General features: G+C 36.7%; 24 protein-coding genes and 1 pseudogene. 16 read left to right on the top strand and 9 right to left on the bottom strand.

The window, feature by feature from the left end; translation table 11 throughout:
• Positions 1-69: 69 nt before the first annotated feature.
• The 3 genes from leuS to MM214_RS14635 form a co-directional block, all read right to left on the bottom strand.
• Positions 70-2,844 carry a leucine--tRNA ligase gene (gene leuS / locus MM214_RS14645; RefSeq protein WP_241296448.1) on the bottom strand — a complete coding sequence of 925 codons (2,775 nt, stop codon included), beginning with the start codon at positions 2,842-2,844 and terminating at the stop codon, positions 70-72.
• Between the two features lie 91 nt (positions 2,845-2,935).
• A complete protein-coding gene (locus MM214_RS14640) occupies positions 2,936-3,838 on the bottom strand; it encodes a hypothetical protein (protein ID WP_241296547.1) in 903 nt (300 codons plus the stop codon).
• 114 nt (positions 3,839-3,952) lie between these two features.
• Positions 3,953-4,852 carry a mechanosensitive ion channel family protein gene (locus MM214_RS14635; RefSeq protein WP_241296446.1) on the bottom strand — a complete coding sequence of 300 codons (900 nt, stop codon included), beginning with the start codon at positions 4,850-4,852 and terminating at the stop codon, positions 3,953-3,955.
• Positions 4,853-5,013: 161 nt separating this feature from the next.
• Here MM214_RS14635 and MM214_RS14630 point away from each other — a divergent pair, with 161 nt between their 5' ends.
• The 4 genes from MM214_RS14630 to MM214_RS14615 all read left to right on the top strand — a co-directional run bounded on the left by MM214_RS14630 (position 5,014) and on the right by MM214_RS14615 (position 9,763).
• The gene (locus tag MM214_RS14630; RefSeq protein ID WP_241296444.1) at positions 5,014-6,555 is read left to right on the top strand and encodes a bifunctional GNAT family N-acetyltransferase/carbon-nitrogen hydrolase family protein; all 1,542 of its coding nucleotides are present in this window, start codon (positions 5,014-5,016) and stop codon (positions 6,553-6,555) included.
• A 2-nt stretch (positions 6,556-6,557) separates the two neighbouring features.
• Entirely contained in the window at positions 6,558-7,106 is a 549-nt protein-coding gene (locus MM214_RS14625) for a KdsC family phosphatase (protein WP_241296442.1), read from the top strand.
• 2 nt (positions 7,107-7,108) lie between these two features.
• Positions 7,109-7,954, top strand: coding sequence for a 3-deoxy-8-phosphooctulonate synthase (gene kdsA / locus MM214_RS14620; RefSeq protein WP_241296440.1), 846 nt, complete (start codon positions 7,109-7,111; stop codon positions 7,952-7,954).
• Between the two features lie 123 nt (positions 7,955-8,077).
• On the top strand, positions 8,078-9,763 hold the full coding sequence (locus MM214_RS14615) for a L,D-transpeptidase family protein (protein ID WP_241296438.1): 1,686 nt from the start codon (positions 8,078-8,080) through the stop codon (positions 9,761-9,763).
• Here MM214_RS14615 and MM214_RS14610 read toward each other — a convergent pair.
• Positions 9,752-10,462, bottom strand: coding sequence for a murein L,D-transpeptidase catalytic domain family protein (locus MM214_RS14610; RefSeq protein WP_241296436.1), 711 nt, complete (start codon positions 10,460-10,462; stop codon positions 9,752-9,754). The genes MM214_RS14615 and MM214_RS14610 overlap by 12 nt on opposite strands.
• 305 nt (positions 10,463-10,767) lie before the next feature.
• On the opposite strand from MM214_RS14610, the gene MM214_RS14605 reads away from it, so the two are divergent.
• The 9 genes from MM214_RS14605 to hemL all read left to right on the top strand — a co-directional run bounded on the left by MM214_RS14605 (position 10,768) and on the right by hemL (position 19,569).
• Positions 10,768-11,178: a 6-pyruvoyl trahydropterin synthase family protein gene (locus tag MM214_RS14605; RefSeq protein WP_241296434.1), complete on the top strand. Its 411-nt coding sequence runs from the start codon at positions 10,768-10,770 to the stop codon at positions 11,176-11,178.
• Positions 11,138-11,833 carry a GTP cyclohydrolase I FolE gene (gene folE, locus MM214_RS14600; RefSeq protein ID WP_241296432.1) on the top strand — a complete coding sequence of 232 codons (696 nt, stop codon included), beginning with the start codon at positions 11,138-11,140 and terminating at the stop codon, positions 11,831-11,833. Before MM214_RS14605 ends, folE begins: the two co-directional genes overlap by 41 nt.
• Positions 11,834-12,268: 435 nt before the next feature.
• Entirely contained in the window at positions 12,269-12,955 is a 687-nt protein-coding gene (locus tag MM214_RS14595) for an SDR family NAD(P)-dependent oxidoreductase (protein ID WP_241296429.1), read from the top strand.
• Positions 12,956-13,036: 81 nt separating this feature from the next.
• Positions 13,037-13,300: a hypothetical protein gene (locus MM214_RS14590; RefSeq protein WP_241296427.1), complete on the top strand. Its 264-nt coding sequence runs from the start codon at positions 13,037-13,039 to the stop codon at positions 13,298-13,300.
• A 23-nt stretch (positions 13,301-13,323) separates the two neighbouring features.
• Positions 13,324-13,767, top strand: coding sequence for a hypothetical protein (locus MM214_RS14585; protein ID WP_241296425.1), 444 nt, complete (start codon positions 13,324-13,326; stop codon positions 13,765-13,767).
• The gene (locus MM214_RS14580; RefSeq protein ID WP_241296424.1) at positions 13,767-14,396 is read left to right on the top strand and encodes a flavin reductase family protein; all 630 of its coding nucleotides are present in this window, start codon (positions 13,767-13,769) and stop codon (positions 14,394-14,396) included. Before MM214_RS14585 ends, MM214_RS14580 begins: the two co-directional genes overlap by 1 nt.
• Positions 14,397-14,857: 461 nt before the next feature.
• Positions 14,858-16,387 (top strand): glutamine-hydrolyzing GMP synthase, encoded by a 1,530-nt coding sequence (gene guaA / locus MM214_RS14575; protein WP_241296422.1) that lies wholly within the window; start codon positions 14,858-14,860, stop codon positions 16,385-16,387.
• 206 nt (positions 16,388-16,593) lie between these two features.
• Entirely contained in the window at positions 16,594-18,264 is a 1,671-nt protein-coding gene (locus MM214_RS14570; RefSeq protein WP_241296420.1) for an ABC transporter substrate-binding protein, read from the top strand.
• A gap of 9 nt (positions 18,265-18,273) precedes the next feature.
• A complete protein-coding gene (hemL, locus tag MM214_RS14565) occupies positions 18,274-19,569 on the top strand; it encodes a glutamate-1-semialdehyde 2,1-aminomutase (RefSeq protein WP_241296418.1) in 1,296 nt (431 codons plus the stop codon).
• Positions 19,570-19,718: 149 nt separating this feature from the next.
• Here hemL and MM214_RS14560 read toward each other — a convergent pair whose 3' ends face one another.
• Positions 19,719-20,735: a DUF3667 domain-containing protein gene (locus tag MM214_RS14560; RefSeq protein ID WP_241296416.1), complete on the bottom strand. Its 1,017-nt coding sequence runs from the start codon at positions 20,733-20,735 to the stop codon at positions 19,719-19,721.
• Between the two features lie 94 nt (positions 20,736-20,829).
• Here MM214_RS14560 and MM214_RS14555 point away from each other — a divergent pair, with 94 nt between their 5' ends.
• On the top strand, positions 20,830-21,180 hold the full coding sequence (locus tag MM214_RS14555) for a Spx/MgsR family RNA polymerase-binding regulatory protein (protein WP_262916643.1): 351 nt from the start codon (positions 20,830-20,832) through the stop codon (positions 21,178-21,180).
• A gap of 48 nt (positions 21,181-21,228) precedes the next feature.
• Here the strand turns inward: MM214_RS14555 and MM214_RS14550 are convergent, their stop codons facing one another.
• The 3 genes from MM214_RS14550 to MM214_RS14540 form a co-directional block, all read right to left on the bottom strand.
• Positions 21,229-21,807 carry an NAD(P)H-dependent oxidoreductase gene (locus tag MM214_RS14550; RefSeq protein ID WP_241296412.1) on the bottom strand — a complete coding sequence of 193 codons (579 nt, stop codon included), beginning with the start codon at positions 21,805-21,807 and terminating at the stop codon, positions 21,229-21,231.
• A 398-nt stretch (positions 21,808-22,205) separates the two neighbouring features.
• On the bottom strand, positions 22,206-22,787 hold the full coding sequence (locus MM214_RS14545; protein ID WP_241296410.1) for a Crp/Fnr family transcriptional regulator: 582 nt from the start codon (positions 22,785-22,787) through the stop codon (positions 22,206-22,208).
• A 93-nt stretch (positions 22,788-22,880) separates the two neighbouring features.
• Complete coding sequence (locus MM214_RS14540; protein WP_241296409.1) at positions 22,881-23,642, bottom strand: hypothetical protein; 762 nt, start codon at positions 23,640-23,642, stop codon at positions 22,881-22,883.
• Between the two features lie 67 nt (positions 23,643-23,709).
• On the opposite strand from MM214_RS14540, the gene MM214_RS14535 reads away from it, so the two are divergent.
• Both MM214_RS14535 and MM214_RS19150 read left to right on the top strand, forming a co-directional pair.
• Entirely contained in the window at positions 23,710-25,722 is a 2,013-nt protein-coding gene (locus tag MM214_RS14535; RefSeq protein WP_241296407.1) for a hypothetical protein, read from the top strand.
• Positions 25,723-25,731: 9 nt separating this feature from the next.
• Positions 25,732-25,926 carry a T9SS type A sorting domain-containing protein gene (locus MM214_RS19150; protein ID WP_353959791.1) on the top strand — a complete coding sequence of 65 codons (195 nt, stop codon included), beginning with the start codon at positions 25,732-25,734 and terminating at the stop codon, positions 25,924-25,926.
• A gap of 77 nt (positions 25,927-26,003) precedes the next feature.
• On the opposite strand, the pseudogene MM214_RS14530 reads toward MM214_RS19150, so the two are convergent.
• A pseudogene (locus MM214_RS14530) lies at positions 26,004-26,555 on the bottom strand (NAD-dependent epimerase/dehydratase family protein); the annotation flags it as partial.
• Positions 26,556-26,824 lie beyond the last annotated feature (269 nt).

Raw genomic sequence — 26,824 nt, 5'->3', positions numbered from 1 at the left:
GGGTCTCAAATAGGTCGGACATAATTGACCTTATTTAGCTGATTTATTTTTCTTTAATGATTAGCGGTGTTAGATAACAATATTCACTATTTTCCCTGGTACTACGATCATTTTTTTAGGTGCTTTACCCTCAAGCCACTTTTGGACTGTTTCATCCTCAAGTGCAGCTTTTTCAATTTCTTCTTTGCTAAGGGAAAGGGATAAACTTAGTTTAGTTCGCATTTTTCCATTGATGGAAACTGGATACTCATGACTACTTTCTACCAAGTAGGACTCATTGAACACTGGGAATGCTGCTTCCACTATTGAAGTCTCATGGCCTAATAACGACCACAACTCTTCAGCAATGTGAGGGGCGTATGGTGAAATGATCACTGCCAATGGTTCTAATATTTCCTTCTTATTACATTTCAAAGCTGATAATTCATTTACACAAATCATAAATGAAGCTACTGAAGTATTGAATGAGTAATTATCTAAATCTTCTTTAGTTTTTTTGATGGTCTTATGAAGTGTTTTCAACTCTTCAGGACTTGCTTTATCATTTGAGACAGCTACATTGCCTTGGTTATCATGATACAATTTCCAAAGTTTTTTAAGAAACTTAGAGACACCGTCTATCCCGTTAGTATTCCAAGGTTTGAACTGTTCCAGCGGTCCTAAAAACATCTCATAAAGCCTTAAGGTATCAGCCCCATATCTTTCAATAATATCGTCTGGGTTGACAACATTGTATTTTGATTTGGACATTTTTTCTACTTCTGATCCACAGATGTATTTCCCATCTTCAAGTATGAATGTAGCATCTACCAAGTCAGGCCTCCATGCGGTGAATTTCTCAAGGTTAAGCTGATCATTGTGCACAATATTCACATCCACATGCATGGCAGATGTATCGTATTGGTCTTTCAAACCATAACTTACAAACTGATTTGAACCTTTGATTCTGTAGACAAAGTTTGATCTTCCTTGGATCATTCCTTGGTTGATCATTTTTTGAAAAGGCTCTTCTATCGGAACAGCGCCAATATCGAACAAAAACTTGGTCCAAAATCTTGAGTAAAGCAAATGACCTGTGGCATGTTCAGCTCCTCCAATATACAAGTCTACGGCGCCCCAGTAAGCTGCTTTTTCGGGTGATACAAATTCTTCAGAATTCTTTGGGTCCATATAGCGGAAGAAGTACCAGCTAGATCCTGCCCAGCCTGGCATGGTACTCTTTTCCAAAGGGAAAGTTCCTGAATCTGTAGTATAGGTCCAATTGGAAGCCCGGGCAAGGGGTGGTTCTCCATCCTCGGTGGGTAAGTACTTATCTACTTCAGGTAAAACCAATGGTAAGTCTTGCTCATTTATTAGGTAAGGTAAGCCATCTTTGAAATAAACAGGAAGTGGCTCTCCCCAATATCTCTGACGAGTGAAAATCGCATCACGCATCCTGTATTGAATCTTGCCTTTTCCTATTTTCTTCTCTTCCAAAAATGCAATAGCTCTATCCATAGCTTGCTGCATAGGAAGATTCGAAAGAAAGCCAGAGTTGATAATAGTGCCACCTTTTCCGGGGAAAGAACCATTTTCCATACTTCCCTCGATCACTTGTCTGATTTCTAAGTCGAAATGCTTTGCGAAGTTGTAGTCTCGCTCATCATGTGCTGGTACGGCCATGACAGCCCCTGTACCATATCCTGCCAATACATAGTCAGCTATCCAGATTTGGATCTCTTCTCCGTTGAATGGATTGATGGCGTAGGAGCCTGTAAATGCTCCAGAGATAGTTTTTACATCTGACATTCGATCTCTTTCAGATCTGTTTTTTGCAGTTGCGATATATTCTTTTGCTATCTTCTCCTGCTCCTTGGTGATCAGTTCTGTTACAAAGTCATGCTCAGGTGCTAGTGCCAGATATGTGACACCATATATTGTATCTATTCTTGTGGTAAAGACTTTTATCTCCTTGTTTTGCCCTTTTATTTGAAACACCATCTCTGCACCTTTGGATTTTCCAATCCAGTTTCTTTGCATTTCTTTGATTGGCTCATTCCAGTCCACTTTTTCCAATCCTTCCAAAAGTCTATCCGCATAGGCAGTGATTCTCATTGACCACTGCATCATCTTCTTGCGCTCTACAGGATGTCCTCCTCTTTCTGAAAAACCGTCCTTGACTTCGTCATTACTCAATACTGTACCCAAAGCCGCACACCAATTCACAGTAGTCTCAGCCAAATAAGTCAATCTATATTTGAGAAGTGTTTTTTGCTTAGCTTCTTCAGAAAAATTCCCCCAATCTTCCTCAGTAAAATCTACTGTATCTTCATCACATACTGCATTCAAACCTATATTTCCTTTGGTTTGGAACCTTTCGATTAGTGAAGATATAGATTTTGCCTTGCCTTCATTTTTGTCGTAATAGCTGTTGAATAGCTGCATGAAGATCCATTGTGTCCACTTGTAATAGTCAGGGTTGGATGTTCGTACTTCTTTTTCCCAATCAAAAGCAAAACCTATGTTTTTTAGCTGTTCTGTGTATCTTTTAATGTTTTCTTCTGTGGTAATTGCAGGATGCTGACCTGTTTGTATAGCATATTGTTCTGCTGGTAGACCAAAGGAATCGTAACCCATGGGATGCAGTACATTGAAGCCTTGTAGTCTTTTGTATCGGGTGATGATATCGGAGGCGATATATCCTAATGGATGACCTACATGTAACCCCGCTCCTGATGGATATGGGAACATGTCCAATGAATAGAATTTAGGTTTGTCAGGGTTTACTTTAGCGTTGAATACTTGGTTTAGTTCCCAGTATTGTTGCCATTTTTTTTCTATAACGGAAGGATTGTAATCGGCCATTTTTTTGAATAAAAGCTTAAATATTATCTAGTTGATTGCAAAAATAGAAAAAATAGGCATAAAAGACCTATCTGAAAGCAAAGCAATTTGATTACCAGAACCTGAATCGTTTTTCGTAAAGTCGATTTCTAAAAATCCAGTTGTCCCAAATGTCCGGTGATAGGTAGATTTCTAGCCCCACATTAAAGCTTAGATACCCGTCATACCTTTCGTCGAGCCCTGAACCTCTCCGGATTCTACCCCCATTTTGAAGGATTCTCTCCACGTTCGGCTCACCATCTGGAGTCAAAAAATTTGGGTTTCTGATAGCAAGACGCAGCCTGTCTGGGTTTGGTCCTTCTCCAAAAGTACCATAGTCTCTGATCAGATCCATATAGAATTCACTTACATTGTACGCACTGATGTCATCCATATAATCTGTAAGCGTCCAGCGGTAATTCATTTCCAAAGTGAGATCCATGTATACATTCAGCTTGTATTTTGCGCCAATTCCAGTTGGGAATACCATGATGTATTTATTATATGGATTGTTTTCTAATTGCAAAGGTCTCAAGTCAATCCATTCACCTTTAAGCATGGCTTTGGGATTATTGGAAGATACACCTACTCCAGCAAAGGCGTACAAGTTGAAGAAGTTCCTTGTAATGTTGTATAGTTTTACAGGTTTCCAATGATATTCACCTAAAAGTGCTGCCTCTACATTTCTAGCTCTAAAGTGAAGGTTTCTAGGTATTCGATTGGCCCTTCTATCCGAAGGAAGATCCCCTCCAGAAATCTGGTAATAAGAAAATTCTGCTCTTGCTCTTAATCTTGTTCCCATTGTCCGTCTGATGGCAATGTTTGCATTCCAATCAGGCTGTATCCCCTCATGGTATTTCCATAAAGAATACAACTCACCAAAATATTGTGTGGGACCTCCAGATATAGAAATGGACCAAGGTTCTTCGAATCTATACCTGTACAAGCTTTGTGCAGATGTTTGCTCACCTATTATAAAAAGAGTTCCTACAGTTAATGCTAACTTTAAGTTTTTTAATAAGAGTTTTGACACAACTTTAAGAGTAACAGGTGGTGATCATTTTTCAGAGGGTAAATAAAGTAAAAAACTTCAACTTTTCAACTTTTCTAATCCAGATACTACATGAATATCTCTTTGTGGGAAAGGGATTTCTATTCCCTCTTCTGTGAACCTTTTAAAGATTTCAAAATAGAGTTGACTTTTCAGCACCTTGGGTTTGTTGATGTAGTCTGAAGTCCATACTCTTAAGGTGAAGTTTAAGCTATTGTCACCGAACTCATCAAAAAGCACATCAGGCGCTGGCTTATCTAGCACTCCTATATTCGCCGTTGCGACCTCAATCAGTATAGTTTTGACTTTTTCGGGATCTTCCTTGTAGGAAACTCCCACTGGATAATTGAACCTTATATTGCGGTCATTATGAGACCAATTGATTACTTGGCTATCGATGAATTGACTGTTTGGAACGATTACTGAAATATTATCATTGGTCACGATCATGGTAGATCTTGCGGAGATTTTCACCACATCCCCTGAAATATCACCAACTTCTATTCTGTCACCTATCTTGATGGGTTGTTCGAAAAGTATAATCAATCCTGAAATGAAATTGTTAGTAATGTTTTGAAGACCAAAACCTATACCTACACCAAGAGCACCTGCCAAAATCCCAAAAGCACTCAAATCAAGACCTGTAGTTTGTAAAATAGAAAATGACCCGGCTATGATTATGATGTATTTGATTATCGTGCCCACAGATTGTCTTGTTCCTACTTCGATCTTATATTTTGGTAAGATTCTGTTGACTAGTATTTTTCTAACTAGCTCCGAAATGAAAAGAAGTACAAAAACAGAAAATATTAATGTGATAAGCAGTCCGACAGTCAAGCTTGATTCTCCTATAGAGAAAAGCTTTATCGTCAAGAAATCATTCATAATATCTAAAAAGCCAGATATTTTTTCCTTTTTGAATTCAAGTATTTCATTCATTACTGATGCTTTAAAAATTTTTGTAGAGGCAAAATACAATTTTAATTTTATAAATCAATTTGGCTAAATCTTTGTTTATAAATAACAGAATATACTTTGGTTTCTTATAGAAGCTATGTCAGATTTGAAATATTTGACTGAATTTTATATAATTTTGTAACATGACTAAGCATAAAGAAGAGTTAGAGCATCGATTAAAGTTAAGGAATATTAAACTTTCTGATTATGATGATATTAGGGACATCATGGTCAGTATTTACAAAGATCAGGGAGGGGCTTGGACTCGACAAGAGTTGAAAAATCAAATAAAAGCATTTCCTGAAGGTCAGATCTGTATTGAAGATAATGGAAAGGTAGTGGCAGCGGCCTTGAGTTTGATTGTAGATTATGCCAAATTTGGAGATAATCATACTTATGACCAAATCACTGGTTTTGGGAAATTTGATACCCATGACAATGAAGGGGATACTTTATATGGAACTGATGTCTTTGTGGACAATGAGTATAGAGGAATGCGCTTGGGACGTAGGCTATATGATGCCCGAAAAGAACTGTGCGAGAACCTGAATCTTAGATCAATAATTGCAGGAGGACGGATCCCCGGATACTCCAAATATTATGATCAAATGACACCTAGGAAATATATAGACTTGGTGAAAAGCAAGGAGATATTTGATCCAGTGTTGTCTTTCCAGTTGGCAAATGAATTTCACGTAAGAAAGGTGATCACAAAGTATCTTCCAGAGGATACAGATTCTAGGGCATATGCGACCTTGCTCGAGTGGATCAATATTTATTACGAAAAAGATGAAAAGCTTATTGGTAATAAAAAATCTATCGTGAGGCTAGGCTTGGTACAATGGAAAATGAGAAGATTCAATAATGTGGATGATCTCATGCAGCAAGTGGAGTTTTTTGTGGATACTGTGTCAGGATACAAATCGGATTTCTGCTTGCTTCCAGAGTTTTTTAATGCACCCTTACTGGCAGAATTCAATGATATGGATGCCTCAGAGGCCATTAGGAATTTGGCTGATTATACCGACGAGATTGTAAGTCGCATGAGAGACTTAGCACTTTCATACAATGTCAATATCATCGCAGGTAGTATGCCTGAATATGATGGGAAAAAATTGAGAAATGTAAGTTACCTGTGTAGAAGAGACGGGACGATTGATAAGCAATACAAGCTGCATATTACACCAGATGAGCAATCTTACTGGGGTCTTCAAGGTGGAAACGGAATTAAAGTTTTTGATACAGATGCAGGAAAAATTGGGATTTTGATTTGTTATGATGTTGAGTTTCCTGAGCTAGGGAGGATTCTTGCTGAGCAGGAAATGGACATTCTTTTTGTCCCATTTTGGACAGATACAAAGAATGCCTTCTTAAGAGTAAATACTTGTGCAAAAGCGAGAGCAGTTGAGAATGAATGCTATGTGGCGATCACTGGATCAGTAGGTAATCTTCCTAGGGTAGAAAATATGGATATTCAATATTCTCAAGCTGCAATTTATTCCCCTTCAGATTTTTCATTTCCTCATGATGCTACTGTAGCCCAGGCCTCAGAGAATGCAGAAACGACCATCGTGGCAGATGTGGACTTGGATCTATTGACCAAACAGCGTAAAGCAGGAAGTGTAAGGAATCTAGAGCAGAGACGTTTGGACTTATATTCGGTCCAACTTAAAAGAAAAAAATAGGCATGGAAAATTACCTTTCTGGACTGACTGAAATTGTCAAATCTAAGGCTCAAAAAATAAGATTGATAATCACTGATGTAGATGGAGTATTGACTGATGGTGGAATTATCTACGACGACAATAGGCTAGAATACAAAAAATTCAATGTAAAAGACGGACTGATAGTCGGTCATTTGAGGAGAAATGGTGTTTTGATAGGTGCTATCACTGGCAGAAAATCTAAAGTGGTAGAAGACCGATGCGAAGAATTGAAGTTTGATTTCCATTATCATGGGATCAAAGATAAAGGTAAAAAACTGGAAGAAATATTGGAAACTTTGGAACTCGATCCAGAAGAAGTCGCCTATATTGGCGATGATTTGATAGATTTGCCAATTCTCTGCCGAGTAGGCCTGTCTGCATGTCCCGCAGACGCTCTTCCTTATATCCAGCAAAAGGTAGATTTCATATCCAGCAGAAAAGGTGGAGAGGGTGTGTTCAGAGAATTAGGTGACGCTATTTTGATAGCAAAGGGTCTGATGGATGAAATCATAGAAAATTTACTAAAGTAACCATGAATAGAAGTGCCCATATAATGAAAATCACCGATGAGGTGATTCTAGGTTCCGATAAGCCTGTATTATTTGCAGGTCCATGTGCGGTAGAGAGTTTTGACATTTGTATAGAAATAGGCAGTAAGGTAAAAAGCTTAGCGGAAAAATTTGGTTTTTCCTATGTATTCAAAGCTTCTTTTGACAAAGCTAATAGAACTTCCTCTGGATCATTTAGAAGTATAGGGATGGATAAGTCTCTTGAAGTACTTCAGAGAGTAGGTTCATCTTTGGATGTGCCATTGGTGACTGATATACATGAAAGCTATCAGGCAGCTGAGGTTGCAGAAGTGGTGGATGTACTACAAATTCCAGCTTTTTTATGCCGACAGACTGATCTACTTCTTGCAGCTGGCAATACAGGTAAAGCTGTGAAAATAAAGAGAGGACAGTTCATGGCTCCAGAGGATATGCAATATGCTGTTTCGAAGGTTAGATCCACGGGGAATGATAATGTTTGTCTGACAGAGAGGGGTTTTTCATTAGGTTACCACAATTTGGTGGTAGACATGAGAGGCTTGCCTACGATGAGGCAATTTTCCCCAGTTGTTTTTGATATCACGCACAGTGTTCAGCAGCCAGGGGGTCAAGGAGGCACAAGTGGAGGTCAGCGAGAGTTTGCGCCGATATTAGCTCGAGCTGCCGCAGCTACAGGTATAGATGGATTTTTTATAGAGACTCATCCAGAGCCATCCAAAGCCTTGAGTGATGGTCCAAATTTGATTCCTTTGGACAAAATGGAAGGTTTCTTAGAAATGCTCAAATCCTCATGGGAATTAGGTAGGAAGTTTCAAGACTTTAAAGTTTAAAATATTCCAATCCAAAAAAGGGCTGACTCTTTGATAGAGGCAGCCTTTTTTTCGTAAGTAAGTTTGCACCCGTTTCAAACATATTGCACACCAAAGATTAACTACCAAAAAAGAAAACTGACTATGAAGAATATTTTGTGTTTCATATTTCTCCTGACCATTAATTTCTCACTGATAGCTCAAGATCAGAATAGCTCTGTTTCTTCAGTTATCAATAGTATTATAGAAATAGATGACTCAGAGAGGACAAAGAAAGTTGCGGGCCAGGATTTATTCAGTTCAGTAGTCATTAGAAAATTTTACAGTGATCGTACTTTTTTTCCGGCTTGGTCTGATGGAGATATCCTCCCAGAGCTAGCTTATGAAATGCGCTATGAGATTAAGCAAGTTCAGTTTGATGGACTCAATCCTCAGGACTATCACCTTCGAGCTATTGATGAGTTATTTGACAAGTATGAACAGTCAAAAAAAGGTATAGCAGAATTTTCTGTTTATGATTTTGCAAGTTTGGATATCTTGCTAAGTGATGCCTATATCATTATATCCTCACACCTTTATCTAGGTAAGATTGATCCTGAAAACTTGAAGTCTTCTTGGGATATCCAAAGGTCAGCACCTGAATTGATGATCGATCAGAGGCTTCATCAAGCACTTTTACAACAAAGTATTCGAAAGAGTCTCGAGGAACTTTACCCATCATTTCAAGTGTACAAAAAAATGCGAGATGCACTAAGGTTTCTCTACGATGATCTGGCACGTTGGGAATCAGAAAAATCTAACAATTGGAAGAAATTAAAAATTGATAAGTCTGTCAAAGTGGGGGATAGTTATAATCAATTGGATGAAGTAAAAGACAGACTTAAGTTTTGGGGATTTTTGAGTAAAGAGGATCTAGAGAGTGGTAAACAATACGATTCACTGCTTGTACCTGCCATTACCAAATTGCAAATAAGACATGGCATGGAGCCTGATGGGGTGATCGGTCAAGGGACCATTCATGCTTTGAACCAAAGTCCCTTAGATTTGATAGAGACTGCAAGGGTAAATATGGAGAGGTTTAGATGGTTGCCAAGAGACGTAAAGGATCAAGAGGTGATTTTAGTCAATACAGCAAACTTCCAGCTTGATTACATTTCAAAAAGAGATACTGTCCTGAGCTCGAAGGTTATTGTAGGGAAAAGTTATCATGCCACACCTCAGTTTAGTGCTGAAATGTCCTACATGGTATTCAGTCCTACTTGGACTATTCCTAATTCAATCACCCGCAACGAAATCATTCCAGCAGTAAAGAAAGATATTGGTTACCTCCGAAGTAAGAATATGAAAATATTGACTTCTGATGGAAAAGAAGTAGATCCTCAGAGTATAGATTGGCAAAAAGCTAATGGGAAGAATTTCCCATATATGGTCAGACAAGAGCCTGGCGATCAAAACTCATTAGGGTTAGTGAAATTCATGTTTCCAAACAAGCACAGTGTTTACATTCATGATACTCCTGCTAGAAGTTTGTTTGCTAGGGAGGACAGAGCATTGAGTCATGGTTGTATTAGAATTCAGAGACCATTTGATTTTGCCAAAGTACTACTCAAGCATGATAGTTCTTGGACTGACGACAAGATCAAAGAATCTATGAAAAAATCTAAAGAAGTAATAGTCAAACTTGATCGTAAGATTCCTGTTGTAATATTGTATATGACATTTTGGGCGGACTCCAGAGGAAATAACTTCTTCAGGAAAGATATCTACGATAGAGATAATGAGATTCTAGAAGCACTCAAGCAAACTAGAGGAAAGAAATCAGGCGTTTAGAATTGGAGATTTTAGAAGATACTGATCATCATTTCCAAAGATAAACAGAAGCGATTTGTCTTTTATCAAATCGATCACTTGGTTGGCTTCTGATGTTGGAAGAGCTGGGCAACCCAAGCTTCTGCCAAGTCTACCTGTGGTTTTGATAAAATCTTCATTGGCATAGTCAGCACCATGTATGACGATTGCTCTTTCTCTTGCTTTGTCATTTATACCAATTTCCAAGCCATCAAGTCTCAAGGAATACCCATGTTTTCCTTGGTATGTTTCGCCTGTTTTGTAAAAACCTAAGCTACTCATGTAGGATGAATTGACGTTTGAAAAGGACTTAGCCATAAGATCACCTGAATTCCGACCATGAGATACGTATCCATGGTGCAGTATTTCTCCAGATGCAATATCTATGATCCATAGCCTCTTGTGTGTGGACGGAAGTGAAAAATCTATGATGCTAAGTGGTTTGTCTTTGTTTAATTCATCAATCTCGACCAGTTTCTGATAGCCTGCGATTCCTATTTCAAGGATAGTAAGATTAGGTAAGACAAAATTGGAATTGATTGGATTCGAAAAAATTAAATTAGCATTCAGGCTGGTGGTTGGATTGATTACTTTAGGCTGAGACGGTGAGCTGTCAGCAGCAAAATAATCGGAAAATAAACTGGTTGTAAGGAAAATTAAAGCTAAGGTGATTTTTTTCATCTAATGTAATTATTTCGATCTGTAGTCAGCAAAGAAAGTGCATGTTCTTTTAAAAGACAAGTATTCAGTGTTTTAAGTTCCTGTGAATTGGGGCGATTAGGTCTCAACTGCACTACTTTGCGTGCCTTGGAACTGTTTTTGTTATTTTCTGTGTTAATTTGCGTGATCAAGATTTAATAAAAAGTGAAGTGATTATAAATCTTTTCTGGTTTTTTATCGCTTTATAAATCAATGCTTTGTGATTTTTGTTTAATTATTGATATGTAAAACATAAACAAAAATTTCACTATCAAGTTCTGTTATCAATGAAAGTATCCGTATATAGAAAAGAGCACTTCAACGCAGCTCACAGATTGTTTAATCCTAAATGGTCTGATGAAAAAAATCAAGAAATATTTGGGAAGTGTAACAACTCCAATTTTCATGGGCATAATTATGAATTGATCATCAAGCTTACAGGCGAGATTGATGCAGATACAGGCTATGTTTATGACATGAAAATATTGAGTGATTTGATCAAGGAAAAAGTGTTGAACAAATTTGATCACAAAAATTTAAACTTAGACACAGAAGAGTTTAAAGAAATCAACCCAACTGCTGAAAACATAGCGGTGGTGGTTTGGAATATTTTAAGAAAAGAAATTGATATAAAATACGACTTAATAGTTCGATTATATGAAACAGAAAGAAACTTTGTTGAATACGATGGCAATTAATGTGACACGAGACATTGACGAAATCGGGGATGAGCATGTGGGGACTTCATATGACACGCCTCTAAGAGAGGATGCCTTTGAAATGGACGATGAGCTCAAAATCGAGCTTATAGAAAAGCACTTCAAAGAAATCATGCTTATAATGGGGCTGGATTTGACCGATGATAGCTTGAAAGGTACGCCGAAAAGAGTGGCCAAAATGTACATAAAAGAAATTTTCAGTGGCCTGAATCCTAAAAATAAGCCAGAGGCGAAGCTTTTTGAGAACAAGTACAAGTATAATGAAATGCTCGTAGAAAAGGATATTACTTTCTTTTCAAATTGCGAACACCATTTTGTCCCTATCTATGGTAAGGCACATGTGGCTTATATTTCAAATGGAAATGTGATTGGTCTTTCTAAGATCAATAGAATAGTTCAATATTATGCAAAGCGTCCTCAAGTACAAGAAAGGTTGACGATGCAGATAGGTAATGAACTTAAGGAAGTGTTAGGTACTGATGATATAGCTGTGGTGATTGATGCTAACCACATGTGTGTATCCTCCAGGGGAATCAATGATGTCAATAGTTCTACAGTGACTTCCTACTATAGTGGGAAGTTTGAGAGAGAAGAGCAGTCAAGGAATGAATTCATGAAATACATCTCTTTGTAATCGAGGGTTTTCATCGTCACACACCACGCCTGAAAATGTCAATGAAGGGTTTTCAACTTTATTTGTGAATTCACCTCTTCTAGTAGTTTGAATCCTTATTGAAATTCATCATAATTTCAATAGGGATTTTTTTTATTGAGATTTTTTTGTTGACAATAAATGTATATTGTTGAAAATGAGGTTTTTTGTGTAAATATCAGCTTGGTTTTAGCCTCAAGCACTTTCAAAACTTGGCTGTTTGCATTGATTTAAATTAGCATTGATCGTGCGGATTTTGAATAAATACTAACTCTCGAATCGGTACACAAATTTAAAATACTGAAAAACTTACTATTCTATATATTTTCTAAACATAGATTGAGAATTAAGGTTATTTGTTCAATAAGGCAGTAGTGAATTCAATGTATCTGACTAGAAAAAAACAATAATAAAATTATGAAGCATAAAAAGGTTGTCGTCATAGGAGGAAGCTCGGGAATAGGTAAATCAATTGTAGAAAGACTTAAGTCTGAAGGAGCAGAAGTTACAACCTACTCTAGAAGTTCAGAGGGGGATTTTCATCTTGATGCCACATCGGACTTCAAGGAGATCAAACAACTTCCAGATGTGATCGATGGTTTGGTATATTGTCCTGGCACTATCAACTTAAAACCTTTTCATAGATTGACGATTGATCAATTTAAAGAAGATCTAGAGGTGAATTTCTTTGGGGCCGTAAAGGTGCTTCAAGCCTGCTTCAAGGGTCTCAAACAAGCAAATAAACCATCTGTTGTTCTCTTTAGTACCGTGGCTGTGTCTATGGGTATGGGGTTTCATAGTTCTATTGCTAGTTCAAAAGGTGCCGTTGAAGGTTTGGTCAAGTCATTAGCGGCAGAATGGTCTCCCAATGGTATTCGAGTAAATGCAGTCGCACCCTCACTTACAGATACACCATTGGCTGGACAGCTGCTATCAAGCGATGAAAAGAAAGAAGCTGCAAAAAAGCGCCACCCTTTGGGAAGATTTGGTGATCCTGAAGAAATGGCGGCGGCCGTTTCATACCTGTTATCTGACAGTTCATCTTGGATGACTGGTCAAATATTGCGTATAGATGGCGGTATGTCTTCGGTGAGAGGTGTTTAGTGCTTTTAACTCAAAACAATTTGGTAAATTTGTTAGTAGTATGAATAGGGTATTTTCCCACGAGTAACAAGTACAAGTATTATGAAGACTCCACCAGAATCATATTTGATTTTCAAGGAAGAGCTAAAGAAGGCAAGATTAGAGAAGGAAAAGCTTCAAAAGGAATATGAGTCTCAATTGCAGTCAATGAATAGTGAACTTTCAAGGTTGAAAGAACAGATTGCTGCACAACAAGAACTAATGAAGACTACATTAGAGTATGCGATCAGATTGGAAGAAAATCTTGATCATCTCAAGGTAGAAGTCGCTAATGTTCCAAGCCTAAAAAAGAAATCTTTTCACTAATTTAGTAAATTAACTTCTTAGCTATGAATGCTATTGATAACATAATCGGTATTAATGATTTTGAATTGATATTTGAAGAAAGGGATGCAAAAGTATTTGCCAATTCAGAGAGTGGCATTGTGATCTGTCAATTGTTGACAGATTATGTTCCCATTGATATATTTAAAAATGTTTTTCATAGGATTTCAGAGATCATCAAAAAGGGGGATTACCATAAATTCATTTTTGATAAGCGATCTTTGAGAGCTTTTCACCAGCCAAGTATGGAATGGTATTTTTTAGAGTGGAAAAAGGAAATGTTAGCACTAGGTCTTCGTCAGCACAGGAAAATTTTACCAGCAGAGAAGTGGTTTGAAAAGATGGTGATGATCGCCAAAGAGCAGATTATGAAAAATAATCCTGACCATATCATAGATCAATTAAATATCAAATACTGTGATAGTTTAGAAGAGGCAATAGCAGATTAATGAAAAGCTTTAGTAAAGAAAATTTGCTTCAAGGAGATGCATCTTTTAGAAGGGATTTTGTCAATGCCTTATCAGGCTACAAAAGTCTCAATTTAATTGGAACCATAAGTAAGGCCAACGAAACCAACTTAGCACCATTTTCTCAAGTGTTTCATATAGGAGCTTCTCCGCCTTTGGTAGGAGTTCTCTTTAGACCACATACGGTCGAAAGGCATACACTTCAGAATATCCTAGATACGGCAGAGTTTACGCTCAATCATGTAGCCAAATCTTTTTATGAAAAAGCTCATCAAACAGCGGCGAGGTATGAGGTGTCTGAGTTTGAGGCTGTTGGATTAGAAGTCTTGAATAGACCTGAATGCACAGCCCCATTTGTGAAAATCAGCCCTTTGCAAATAGCCTGCAAGCTAATATCAAGTCAGACACTTGATGTGAACGATACAGTGCTGATTATTGCATCCATAGAGCATGTATGGGTAGTAGATGGCGGATTGAGAGAAGACGGTTCTTTGGATTTGGAAAAGATGGAGACAGTCACTGTCAATGGTTTAGATGAATATTACATTGGGAAAAGATTAGGTAAGCTGAGTTACCCAAAGCCAGGTAAGGAAGTAGAAAAGCTTCTCTAAGATTTAGCCAAATATTAAATCTATCTGATTATACGTTTTTTTGCCAGTAACTTCAATTCATTGGCTCAACAGGTTGTTAATGGTCAATATCCATAAGTATCCAATATCAATTAAGTATCCAATATCAATTTGTATCGGAAGTTAGATAAATCGGAATTTTGTAATGTTATTGGCAAAGTTCCGTATATCCATAAAATCTATATGACGGAAAAATTGTGGTGATGATTAAGCTTTAAATCTACTATCTTTGTGTAGGTTATTTTTTTATAGTGATCTTAGCTAAGCTGACGGAAATTGAAGAATAGGGATTTAGTTTATAGTCTGATACAATGTAGTTTTGAGTGCGATTTCTTTAGTTTAACTTAATAAGTCATTACTTTTTTGTGGAAAAGGTACACCTTAATTTGATAATATTTTTCATTTAAACTTTATCAATTGTGATAGGCTGATTACCTTTGCGCATGGCAGAACAGATTTTGATCCTAGATTTTGGTTCTCAGTACACACAACTCATCGCCCGAAGAGTTAGAGAACTAAACGTATATTGTGAAATTCACCCTTATAATAAAGTCCCTGAGCTTACAGAAGCAGTCAAAGGAGTAATTCTTTCAGGAAGCCCATGCTCTGTAAGAGATGAAGGATCTCCTGATTTGGACTTAGATAGCTTGAGAGGTAAGTTACCGCTTCTTGGCGTATGCTACGGTTCTCAACTCCTCGCACAAAAATACGGTGGGGAAGTTTTACCTTCAGAAATTAGAGAATATGGACGTGCAAATTTAACTCATTTGGACAATCACTATGACTTGTTGAAAGAGTTGACACATGGTTCTCAAGTATGGATGTCGCATGGAGATACAATCAAGACATTGCCTGACGGTTTTGATGTCATTGCAAGTACTGACTCTGTAAAAGTAGCGGCCTTCAAGGTTAGGAATGAAGAAACTTATGGTATACAATTTCACCCAGAAGTAACCCATTCATCAGAAGGGAAGAATTTGCTTAGAAACTTCGTCGTAAATATCTGTGGATGTTCACAAGATTGGACATCTGATGTTTTCATAGATGCTACTGTTGAAGAACTGAAAGCAAGAATAGGTGACGATAAAGTTGTGATGGGATTGTCAGGAGGTGTTGATTCATCTGTGGCAGCCACATTGATACACAAAGCAATAGGCAGCAACCTTTATTGTGTATTTGTGGACAATGGACTATTGAGAAAAAATGAGTTTGAAGAAGTTCTTCATTCTTACAAAGATATGGGTCTGAATGTGATTGGAGTTGATGCAAAGCAGAGATTCTATGATGCATTGGAGGGGCTTACCGATCCAGAAGCCAAACGGAAAGCCATTGGAAGAGTTTTTATAGAGGTGTTCGATGATGAATCCAACAAGCTTGAGGGAGTCAAATGGCTAGGTCAAGGAACGATCTACCCAGATGTCATAGAATCTGTTTCCGTAAAAGGACCATCAGCAACCATCAAGTCGCATCACAATGTAGGAGGTCTGCCTGATTTTATGAAGTTATCAGTGGTAGAGCCTTTGAATACATTATTTAAAGATGAAGTAAGAGAAGTAGGTAGGGCATTAGAGATTCCTGAAACAATTGTTGGCAGACATCCATTCCCAGGGCCAGGTTTAGCAATTAGAATCTTGGGAGATATCACTGCGGACAAAGTAAAAACTTTACAAGAAGTAGATTATATATTTATTCAAGGCTTGAAAGATCATGGATTGTATGATCAAGTATGGCAAGCTGGGGCTATTTTACTTCCTATCCAATCCGTCGGTGTGATGGGGGATGAGCGTACCTATGAAAGAGTAGTTGCTTTACGAGCAGTAGGTTCTGTGGATGGCATGACAGCTGATTGGATTCACTTACCGTATGAATTTTTAGGAAAAATTTCCAATGAAATCATCAATAGAGTAAAAGGTGTAAATAGAGTGGTATATGATATCTCCTCTAAACCACCAGCAACCATAGAGTGGGAATAAGCACTTCTATAGTTTCTCTAGTTTAGTATCTCCTCTCTGTACCTATGTTTGACAATGGGTTCAGAGAGGAGTTTTGTTTTTTAGATGACTAACTTACACTTTATCAAAGACAACATTGGCAATTCTTTTCATTTGGTTGAAAAATGGATTAAATTCGTGTCCCTTTCGAAGAGGAATGATATTTGTCAGTTAACTCCAAAAAAATCATGAAGCAAGTTTTTCTATTGACCTTCATTATGGTCTCTTTTTTTGCAAATTCCATTGCCCAAGATGCATTGAATAATTACAACAGAGCCAAAACGCTATTAGGCTATGGGAATAATAAAGATGCCATGGAGCTGTTTCGATCTTATATGGACGAAAAGCAATATGGTGATTTGTCAAGATATGCGACTTTTTATTTTGCACAAGCCGCATTTATGAATAAGCAACCAAATCTGTCAAAAGCTACACTTGAGCCTTTACTCAATCTATCCAATTGGGATGGACAAGATGATGCAAGATATTTGATGGCGTTGATTTATTTTGAGGAAGGCAATCATGCAAATGCTTTGGAAAGAATACTGGAGATCAAGGACGAAACTGTAAAACAACAAGCAGAAAATGCAACTTATAAATACTTGAAGGATGTCTCTTTAAGTTATTTAGCGGCTAATTTGAAGAAATATGAGACAAACAGAGGTTTTGTTGTGTCACTCAAGGAGAAGATAGAGAAGCAGTCAGTCATGTCTACAAATGATAGATTAATATACAACCAAATAAAAAATGTTGAATTAGGAAACTCTTCTTCCCAAGTAAAGAATGATTTTAAGAAGAAAGATGATGTTTTAGATGTGGCTGTGGTCTTGCCATTTTCACAATCTTCTGGGACACAAACTCGAGCAATAAATACGTCCAATTTTATTTTCGAACTCTACCAAGGTATTGCATTTGCACTTGATGAAGCAAAAAAGAAAGGTTTAAAGGTGAATGTTAAGGCTTTTGATACTCAGCGCAGCGTCGACCGTATGAAGGGTATTTTTGCGGATCCTTTTTTTGACAAAGCAGATATAATCATTGGTCCTTTGTATCCGGAAGAAGTTGATTTGATGAGTTCATTTGCAGAGGATAGAAGAATACCTTTTATCAATCCTTTGTCAAACATTGATGATAAAGTTGAGAATTTTGAGTATGCATATCTTTTTAGACCATCTGTCAGTGCCATCACAGATGGAGTATTGGCATTTGCTCGTCAGGAAGTGAGAGGTAGAAGAATTGCCATAGCATATACTTCATCTACAAGGGATGAGAATCTTGCCAAGAAGCTTTCCGACCAAGCTAGTAGTAAAGGCTTTCAAGTAGTAAGTTTCGAAAAGGTTGATGATAGAAGTATTAGAGGCTTCTTTGAAAAAGTAAATCTTCGAAGAGGAGGGGGAGCACCTTCTGCTGATATGATTGTCATACTGACAGATGATCCAAATATTGCAGCACCCACCTTTCAGTTGATGGAATCTATTTCCAGAGATATTCCAGTGCTAGTTATGGACAGTTGGCTATACTTCAATTTTGCAAACTATGAAATGATTCAACATGACAATTTTCATTTTATTTCTAACAATACAGCAAAATTTGGAAGTAAGGAGTTGGAAGATTTTCGTGAAAGTTTTTTTCAAAAATATCAAATATACCCATCATTGAATGCTCATCTTGGGTATGAATTGATGTCGTGGCTGTCGAGTACAATGAATAGTTCATCAGGTTTTGATTTCAGAAAAAGTTTAGACCAGAAAAGTGGAGTAGGGGGAAAGATTACCTATGGCTTGGATTTCAGAGGAAGTAAAAACAATCGCTATGTCCCTATCTTACATTTGGGAGATGGTGTTTTAGATATAAAATAATAGAATCACATGCAGATCAGTAAGAGCAAATCTTTATTCGAAAAAGCACAAGACTACATTCCGGGTGGAGTCAATTCACCTGTGAGGGCATTCAGGGCAGTAGGAGGGAATCCAATATTTATAGAAAGAGCAGAGGGAGCGCATATATATGACGCTGATGGTAATAGTTATATAGAGCTGATCAACAGCTGGGGACCAATGATCCTTGGGCACAATCATCCCATGATCAAGGAAGCTATAGTCAAAGCAATGGAAAATGGGACTTCTTTTGGTGCCCCTACAGCAAGAGAAGTGGAGATTGCCGAATTGATCACCAAGATGGTGCCTTCTGTAGAGAAAGTAAGAATGGTAAACTCAGGTACTGAGGCAACCATGTCTGCAATCAGGGTAGCAAGGGGCTTTACTGGCAGAGACAAGTTTATCAAGATGGAAGGTCATTACCATGGGCATGGAGATTCTTTCCTGATTGCAGCTGGCTCTGGCGCTATCACTATGGGAAATCCAGACTCTCCAGGTGTGACCAAAGGTACAGCCAAAGACACCTTGTTGGCACCATACAACGATCTAGAAGCCATAGAGCAGCTAATTTCAGCTAACAAGGGTGAAATTGCAGCTTTGATACTAGAGCCTGTCCCTGGTAATATGGGGCTGGTTTTGCCGAAACCAGGATACCTAGAGGGCTTGCGAAAAATTTGTGATAGAGAAGGTATAGTGTTGATATTTGATGAAGTAATGACAGGATTCAGGTTGGCAAAGGGTGGTGCTCAGGAGCGTTTTGGAGTGACTCCTGATATGACAACTTTAGGTAAAATTATCGGAGGAGGCATGCCTGTAGGTGCTTATGGCGGGAAAAAAGAGATCATGGAGTTTGTCTCTCCTGCTGGTCCGGTTTATCAAGCGGGTACTTTGTCTGGTAACCCTATTGCAATGGCTGCGGGCTTAGCTATGTTAAAGCATCTTGATAGCAATGATGAGGTTTATAAAGAACTTGATGCTATAGGGGGCAAGTTAGTTAAAGGTATTAAATCTTCTTTGCTAAAGCATCAGCTTGATTTTTCTATCAACCATGTTGGTAGTATGTATAGCTTGTTTTTTACGAATCAGGAAATAGTGGATTTTGAAACAGCGAAGCAATCTGATACGGCTGTTTTTGGTAAGTACTTTCAGGCTATGCTTCAAAGAGGAGTGTACTTGGCACCTTCCCAATTCGAAAGCCTTTTCCTCTCCACGGCTTTGACCGACCACCTGATTGAGCAAATTTTGACTGCCCATGAGGAGTCGTTGATTCAGGCTTTAGGTTTGTAAAGTTTTTAGTAATTTGATAAAGGAGGTGATTTAATAAGCCTCCTTTATTTTATGCTTTTATTATTTTTCTATAAGTTTTTTTTAGAAATAGATTGGCTATGGAAAGTCTCCTGTTTACTGTATAATCATTCATATTAAGGTACTATCCCTTACATAAGAAGTAAAGTGATATATAGCTCAGTCATGAGCCCAAGTGATAAAAATGTGATGTAAATATGCCCCAATATGAAAAACTTGATCATTGTCTTTATCCAACTTTGTTTGTAGATGTTCTTAAACGACAAAAAAGAATACACCGATACTAAAGTGAAAGTGATGGTTACTACCCAGTCCGAGCTGAAATTCAAATTGGTGATCCCCAGTATCCCTAGTCCATAAATCAAATAAGCAAAAGTGTGCAAGTGCAAAGCATGCACCATGTGTTCTACAAAGTATTTGTCAGATCGAATATAAAGTAACATTAGAATTCCTGCAAAAATAGGTAACAAAGCAAACATCATCAGCGGTAAGTTTCTAGCTACACCACTGATAAATAAATTGGAGTTTGCAATGAATGCCCTTTGTTTTTCAGTGCTTATGATATTCCCTATACCCCAAGATGACTCTTGAAGTGATTGTTCGAATTCTGCCATACTAACATCGCTATCTTGAGCGAGTATTTTTAGTTCTTTCCATTTTGTTTTTGAGGACTTTGATTCCTCTGGATTTTTTGAAGCTGTCTCTATTTCTTCAGCTAGGGCAAGCCCCTCCTCTTCAGTTAACTTATTTTTCTTTTTATTCCCTTCATTAATACTGATGAAATCATCATCTATAAACCTATCGTTGCTCAGAAATGTGTCCAGCATGTTTTTTGGTATGATTAGGCTAAAGATGAAGAAATAGAATAGTGAAAAAATGAGATACAACCGTATGGGATGTATGTATTTTTTTCTTTTGCCTTCGCTAAAAGTTAGTGTCAGACTACCCGGTTTGAAAAGTAGTTTAGGTAGTGTTCGAAAAAAAGTAGAGTCGAAGTTGATATAGTTTGAGAAGAAGTCTGAAATAAAAATGCCAATAGACACCCTTTGGTCCTTGTTCTCTTGTCCACATACAGGACAGAAGTTCTCTTCATGTAGCAAAGATTCTCCGCAATTCAGACAATGATCTAGCTTTCTGGACTTTTTCACACTTTAAATTTTAAAAGTAAACATACCAATTCCTTTTTGAATTCAATAAATTAGAGGTTCGAAACTTTCATTCAAAATTTAAATAGCTAGCATCATGCAACTTAGAATTTATGGTATCAAAAACTGCAACACAATGAAGAAAACTTTTGATTTTTTGGAATCAGAAGGGATTGAATATGAATTTGTAGATTATAAGAAGCAAGCTCCTGATGCTGCATTGTTGGTCAAATTTGCAGATAAAGTAGGTTTTGAATCTTTAATCAACAAACGAGGTACAACTTATAGAAAACTGGAAGATTCAGACAAAGAAAAATTGGAATCTGAGAAATCTGCTTTGGCTGTATTAGCAGAAAAAAGCTCCATGATCAAAAGACCAATTGTTGAGTTTCCTAATGGAGACTTGATACTGGGATTTGAGCCAGATGAGATCAAAGGGAAAATGTAGAAACAGACTGGGAGGGTTGATAGCCCTCCCTTATACTTTTTAAGATTTTTACCCGTTCATTTCTCCTAATTTTTCAATTTTCTTTAACCATTTCTCTCTGAAATTATCTTTTGAAAGCCGTATAGGTCCTATTGTTGTTGATTTTACCCGCTTTATTCCGATAAAGTTCAAGGTTCCTTTTTTCATAGCATTATGGCTAGGGTTTCCATATACCCATCTGTAATACCAAGCAGGTTGGTCCAAAGTGCAAATTATTCGTGCAGTTTTTCCGCTAAAGCATTTGTCACTGAACAAAGAACCTTCCCTCTTATTAAATGCAAATCCAGGCAAAAATACACGATCTATAAATCCTTTCATTATAGCGGGCACAGAACTCCACCACACTGGGTATATCCAAACTAAATGCTCAGCCCAATTCAACTTAGCTTGTGCATCCATTAAATCTGGCTCCAGTTCCTTTCGTTTTCGGTATCCATATTCCAAATTGGGGTTGAAGTCCAATTCTCGAATATTGATGACTTTTACCTCTGCACCTGAATTTTTAGCACCCTTTAAATAGGCTTCTGATAGTCCAAAATTGAAGCTCTTCTTGTCGGGGTGACCATTTATGATTAGTATCTTTTTCATTTTTCTTAGAAGTATTTTTTTAGCTTAATTTCAAATGAAGTACTTGTTAAATTCTCTCTTTTAAAAAAATAATAAAGCACATAGCATGAAGGAAGAGTTAAGAAAAATGTGGAAATAATAAAAGTGGAAAGGCTGAAAGTAAGAGCTAAAGTCTTCATCTCAATGTCTCCAAGGTAAACGGCGAGTAAATTGTGTCGCCCCACTAAATAACTTTGGATAGAAATTGCATATTCGTAAAAACGAATAGACAATTCATAAAATATCCAACTTGGATATAACCATTTTCTAATTGGCTCCCATCTATTTCCAAAAATTGTGATCTTTTTGTTGCTCATTTCTCCCATTTTTAAAATTTTATCAAAATTCTCATAAATGGAAATAAGGACATTTGATCTAAATCAAATTCGTCTTTTGGGACTTCTTATTCTGCTCAAAGTTTCAAGGGTGATCCCTAAATAAGATGCAATATGTGTAAGTGGAATGCGGTTTGTAATTTCGGGATATATGCTAAGTAAATGATCGTATCTTTCTTCTGCCTTATTGAACTGAATAGTATATAGCCTCTCGCCGAGTCCTAACATGGTTTCTGTCACTACTGTGCTTATAAAATGTTCGAAATCATGATGTTTCGAACTCAAATAATCCATGATTTCTTTCGAAAATTCAAGGACTTTTGAGTCTTCAACAAATTCAACAAAATGAGGACTTGGTTTTTTGCTGAAAAAACTAACGATTGGAGCCATAAACTGATTTTCAAAAGTAAACCAATCAGAAATATCTTTCCCGTTCTTAAGGTAATATGCTCTAGAACATCCTTCAATGATCAAATATGCCTTTTGGGAGTATTGCCCTTCTCTAATGACTACATCACCTTTCTTGAATGTACAGAACTTTGAACTGGCGATGAACTCGTCCTTGCACGCCTTAGTTAGTAAGCCATGCTTTCCTTCAATTATATCTAAAGTTCTTTCAATAATCATTAAGCTGGAATATTACCTTTGATTGTTAGTTATACTTTTTATTTTTTATTAGTTTCTTTTTACGTGAAAAAAAGTATAGCATGACTTATAAACTTAATGATAATCATAAATCTTTCGGGTTAAAACAGGATAGCCCCATTGAGGAGAATTTTCTCTTTCTTCATTCAATTTGCCTGTTGCATCATAGAAATACTGGAAAGCGTCACCACCTCCATGTAAATTCGTTTCTTTAGCTTCTAGCTGACCTTCGCTATTGTATCTGTATTGGTATTCCAAATAGACGGTCTCTCCAATTATATGGTTTTTTCTTATTGTGAGATTACCTTCATTTGTATATTCAAATCGTTCGTTGTCAGAAAACTCTGTCTTGAGAAGGAAGCCTTCTGTGTCAAAGACATTTCTTAATCTAAATTGGGGTGAAGGATTGTCAGGACTCTCAAGATGGACATTCTCAATCGTGCCGTTGACCTCAAATGTGCTTTTGAGATTTCCTGTCCATGAAAAATCCCCGTCAAGATATTCAAATGATTTTTTGGTTTCGAGCCTTCCAAGAAGGTCATAAAAGAAGATACTTGCTCCTAAGGTGTCATTTTGGTGATTTAAATTGACGGTTAGAATTTTATTTCCAGCTGCATCATAATACAGATTTTGTACATTTCGAAAGCTATCCTCATTTCCGGCAAATGTGTAAACTCTGGCTAAACTCCCACTTGGAGTCAACAAAGAGCTATTCAAAATATCTTTAAGCTCTTGTTGTTCAGTTGCGTTAATAGAGCTTGGACTCTCTTCATTTTGGCATCCCAAGAGTGTTGTAAGTAAAATAAAATAAATTGAGATTTTATAGGAGGTTTTCATAATTAATTTTATTTTTAAGAAATTTAGTTAATGTTTTTGCTAAAAAAAAATAAAATTATGAGAAAAAGTGTTGTTTTTTTTATTTTTGTTGGTAGCAAATTCAGTTTTTTCACAAGTCAAAACTGAAAAAGTCTCAATTGAACAAATTCCAATTAGTAGAAAAACCAGTCTTAGTAAGCTAATGGTTGTTGAAATCCCTAGTAAAGAATTTAAAATTCGAAACTTAGAAACAAATTTAGTTGGAAAAGAATTAGGGAAAGATGAATTGGCGTTTGGGATTTTTACAGATTTTTATCTTGATTTAAGTCAAATAAAGGGATTGTGTAAAAATGGATTTTGCTATAAAGAAGTAGAGGTCTTATCAGAGGGGTCAAATACACTAGGATTTGTTTTCAAAAGCCTTCATTTGTCAGAAAATTCGGAATTATTTATTATTAATGATGATGAATCTTACATACAAGGGCCATACACTAAGAGTACAGTAAATATACCGGATAATTTCATTTCTGGCCTTATGCCTGGAGAAAAGCTACGAATTCTATTAAAAGAACCATATATAGAACAAAATAAGAGTAAAGTTGTGATTTCTCAAGTTTCACATGGTATTTTAGATTTTTTTGCAATAGAAAATTATAAATTTTCACAATCTAACTGTATTGGGTTTGGTTGCTCTGCTATTTGTAATGAAAATATTATATGTCATCAAAATCACACAGTTGAATCACTTGGAGTGGCTTTAATGTTGAGGAAATCAGAAAATACATATTTCGCCCATGGTACGGGAACTCTAATTAATAATGGTAAACAAGATTTTGACCCCATACTTTTAACTGCAATTCATGTTTCCTCGACAATTTTATTGGAGGATATGCAGTTCATGTTTCATTATAGAAGCCCTCAATGCTCCCCAACCTTAAATTCCTCTACAAATATAACTATTCAAGGTGCTAAGAATTTAACATTTGTTGCAGAAACCGATTTAAAGCTAATTAAATTAGATGTAAACCCCTATTATAGTCCAGTTTTTGCAAATAATCCAGTTTCCTATTTAGGATGGAGTATTGTTGATCAAAACATTCCTTATGTTACAGGGATTCATCATTCTTTAGGTGATGTCCAAAAATTTATGGAAGGCAGTTCTCCATCTCCCACAACAATTAACAACAATTATTTTTGGGAAACTCAATTGACAAATGGGCTTTTGGAAATTATAGCTTCAGGAAGTCCAATTTTTGATCAAAATAAAAGAATAATTGGAGCTAATCACGGAAGAAGAAGCGGTTTGAATTATGAATGTGATAATCCTGATAGTCCTTCTCTTTTGTATGGAAGACTAAGTAGGTCTTGGTATAAGTTTTCTGAATTTTTAGATCCTGAAAACGAGGGTATTGTAGCAATGAATACTATAACAAATCAGGCTGAGCCAAAAATATTTAGTGAAATATCCGGATCCGATCAATTATGTAGTACTAATAGTTACACGGTCTTAAATAGTCCATTAGATGCCACAATAACTTGGACCGCAACTCCTTCAAACTTATTTTCCACTAGTACAGGAACTGGAAAGATAGCCAATTTAAGCCCTGCCACAGCTTCCTCTTCAGGAACTGGGACTTTGACTTTTACCTTTACTCAAAATGGGGAATCGTGGTACGTTTCTAAAAATATAACTGTAGGTTCTCCAAAAATAAATATGGGAACCTATTCCTATAATAATAACACCCAACCCACCCAGCCCTATATTTCGATTATTAACAACGTGGTATGTGATTTGTATACACCAGTTAGTGCAGAAATACCAATTGAAGCTGGTATTTCTAACTTTCATAATCTTCAGATTCTTCATGTTTCGAACCCTAGTCTTACTTATAATGTAACTTTCAGTGATGATTTGGCGACAATTTATTTTGATTTCTGGGACTATGGTCAAGAAATAATATTTAGGCTGACAACTCAGAATGATTGTGGAAGCGATTTCAAAGATTTTGCATTTAGGTCAGAACAATGCTATGGATATCTCAGTGATTATAAGGTATACCCAAACCCTGCTTCCGATGTACTCAATATTGAAATCAATTAGTCTGAAAGTCTGGAAAGTAAATATTCTAAAAACGGGAAGATAGAGCTAAAATTGTTCGATGCATCTGGTAATGAAGTCCATTCTGTGATAACTTCCGAAAAGAAAACCATTGTTGATGTTCGGAAATTTAAATATGGATTTTATTACCTTCATATAATTCATCAAGAAGGCGTTATTAGAAGACAAATCAGAATAGAAAAATAAATGATTTGTTGCAAAACACCATATAATCAAAATTTTTAGAAAAAAGGGGGATAAAGCTATGCCTTATCCCCTTTTTTCTAAAAATTAACCAAATATGCAGGTAGGTTTCTAAGAATGTCTTCAGTCATTTTTTTAAGGTCATATTCATGTTTCCATCCCCAATCTTCCCTTGCCCTTGTATCATCTATGCTGTCCGGCCAACTATCAGCAATGGCTTGTCTGAAATCAGGCTCATATGAGATCCTGAAATCAGGGTGATGGATTTTGATGCTTTCATAAATTTCTTTTGGAGAAAAGCTTATTGCCGACAAATTATAACTTGATCTGATTTTGACTTGCTCTTTGGGTGCATGCATCAAATCCAAGGTTGCTTTGATCGCATCGGGCATATACATCATAGGTAGATAGCTGTCCTCGCGAAGGAAAGAGACAAAGTGTTCTCCTGCTATGGCTTTGTGGTAAATATCCACAGCATAATCTGTGGTGCCACCACCGGGTAAAGATTTGTAACCTATCAAGCCAGGATATCTTAAGCTCCTTACATCAACTCCGAATTTTTGGAAATAATATTCACACCATCTTTCACCGGCTTGTTTAGAAATCCCATAGACTGTATTTGGTTCTTTGACGTAATTTATCAGCTTTTCGTAGATAAAACTATAAAATCTACAATTTGCAGCCTAGATGTAGATTGAAGCTAAAACTGCCTAGCACAAGAATTTTATATCCCATTGTTCAAAGATTTCTTTTTGATTTTTTTAAAACTATTTATTAAATTGAGACATGTTGGTCATGTAAATCGTCCTGAGATTATTGAATGAATTACAAAAATCAGGTTTGAAAGCATTAAGTCTTAAGAAACAACGAAAGTATAAGGATTCAATTGAAGTTTAAACAA

The sequence above is a fragment of the Belliella kenyensis genome, from assembly GCF_022549675.1.
Lineage (GTDB): Bacteria > Bacteroidota > Bacteroidia > Cytophagales > Cyclobacteriaceae > Belliella > Belliella kenyensis.
Note: the sequence above shows the minus strand (reverse complement) of the source record. Positions and strands in the feature narration are given on the sequence as shown.

Coding starts and splice junctions, on each gene's coding strand:
- guaA (WP_241296422.1), top strand. CDS start 14,858: ATGGCAGAACAGATTTTGATCCTAGATTTTGGTTCTCAGTACACACAA.
- MM214_RS14635 (WP_241296446.1), bottom strand. CDS start 4,852: ATGAATGAAATACTTGAATTCAAAAAGGAAAAAATATCTGGCTTTTTA.
- MM214_RS14585 (WP_241296425.1), top strand. CDS start 13,324: ATGAATGCTATTGATAACATAATCGGTATTAATGATTTTGAATTGATA.
- MM214_RS14615 (WP_241296438.1), top strand. CDS start 8,078: ATGAAGAATATTTTGTGTTTCATATTTCTCCTGACCATTAATTTCTCA.
- MM214_RS14540 (WP_241296409.1), bottom strand. CDS start 23,642: ATGAAAACCTCCTATAAAATCTCAATTTATTTTATTTTACTTACAACA.
- MM214_RS14595 (WP_241296429.1), top strand. CDS start 12,269: ATGAAGCATAAAAAGGTTGTCGTCATAGGAGGAAGCTCGGGAATAGGT.
- MM214_RS14610 (WP_241296436.1), bottom strand. CDS start 10,462: ATGAAAAAAATCACCTTAGCTTTAATTTTCCTTACAACCAGTTTATTT.
- MM214_RS14550 (WP_241296412.1), bottom strand. CDS start 21,807: ATGAAAAAGATACTAATCATAAATGGTCACCCCGACAAGAAGAGCTTC.
- MM214_RS14545 (WP_241296410.1), bottom strand. CDS start 22,787: ATGATTATTGAAAGAACTTTAGATATAATTGAAGGAAAGCATGGCTTA.
- MM214_RS14590 (WP_241296427.1), top strand. CDS start 13,037: ATGAAGACTCCACCAGAATCATATTTGATTTTCAAGGAAGAGCTAAAG.
- leuS (WP_241296448.1), bottom strand. CDS start 2,844: ATGGCCGATTACAATCCTTCCGTTATAGAAAAAAAATGGCAACAATAC.
- MM214_RS14555 (WP_262916643.1), top strand. CDS start 20,830: ATGCAACTTAGAATTTATGGTATCAAAAACTGCAACACAATGAAGAAA.
- MM214_RS14605 (WP_241296434.1), top strand. CDS start 10,768: ATGAAAGTATCCGTATATAGAAAAGAGCACTTCAACGCAGCTCACAGA.
- hemL (WP_241296418.1), top strand. CDS start 18,274: ATGCAGATCAGTAAGAGCAAATCTTTATTCGAAAAAGCACAAGACTAC.
- folE (WP_241296432.1), top strand. CDS start 11,138: ATGAAACAGAAAGAAACTTTGTTGAATACGATGGCAATTAATGTGACA.
- MM214_RS14570 (WP_241296420.1), top strand. CDS start 16,594: ATGAAGCAAGTTTTTCTATTGACCTTCATTATGGTCTCTTTTTTTGCA.
- MM214_RS14630 (WP_241296444.1), top strand. CDS start 5,014: ATGACTAAGCATAAAGAAGAGTTAGAGCATCGATTAAAGTTAAGGAAT.
- MM214_RS14580 (WP_241296424.1), top strand. CDS start 13,767: ATGAAAAGCTTTAGTAAAGAAAATTTGCTTCAAGGAGATGCATCTTTT.
- kdsA (WP_241296440.1), top strand. CDS start 7,109: ATGAATAGAAGTGCCCATATAATGAAAATCACCGATGAGGTGATTCTA.
- MM214_RS14625 (WP_241296442.1), top strand. CDS start 6,558: ATGGAAAATTACCTTTCTGGACTGACTGAAATTGTCAAATCTAAGGCT.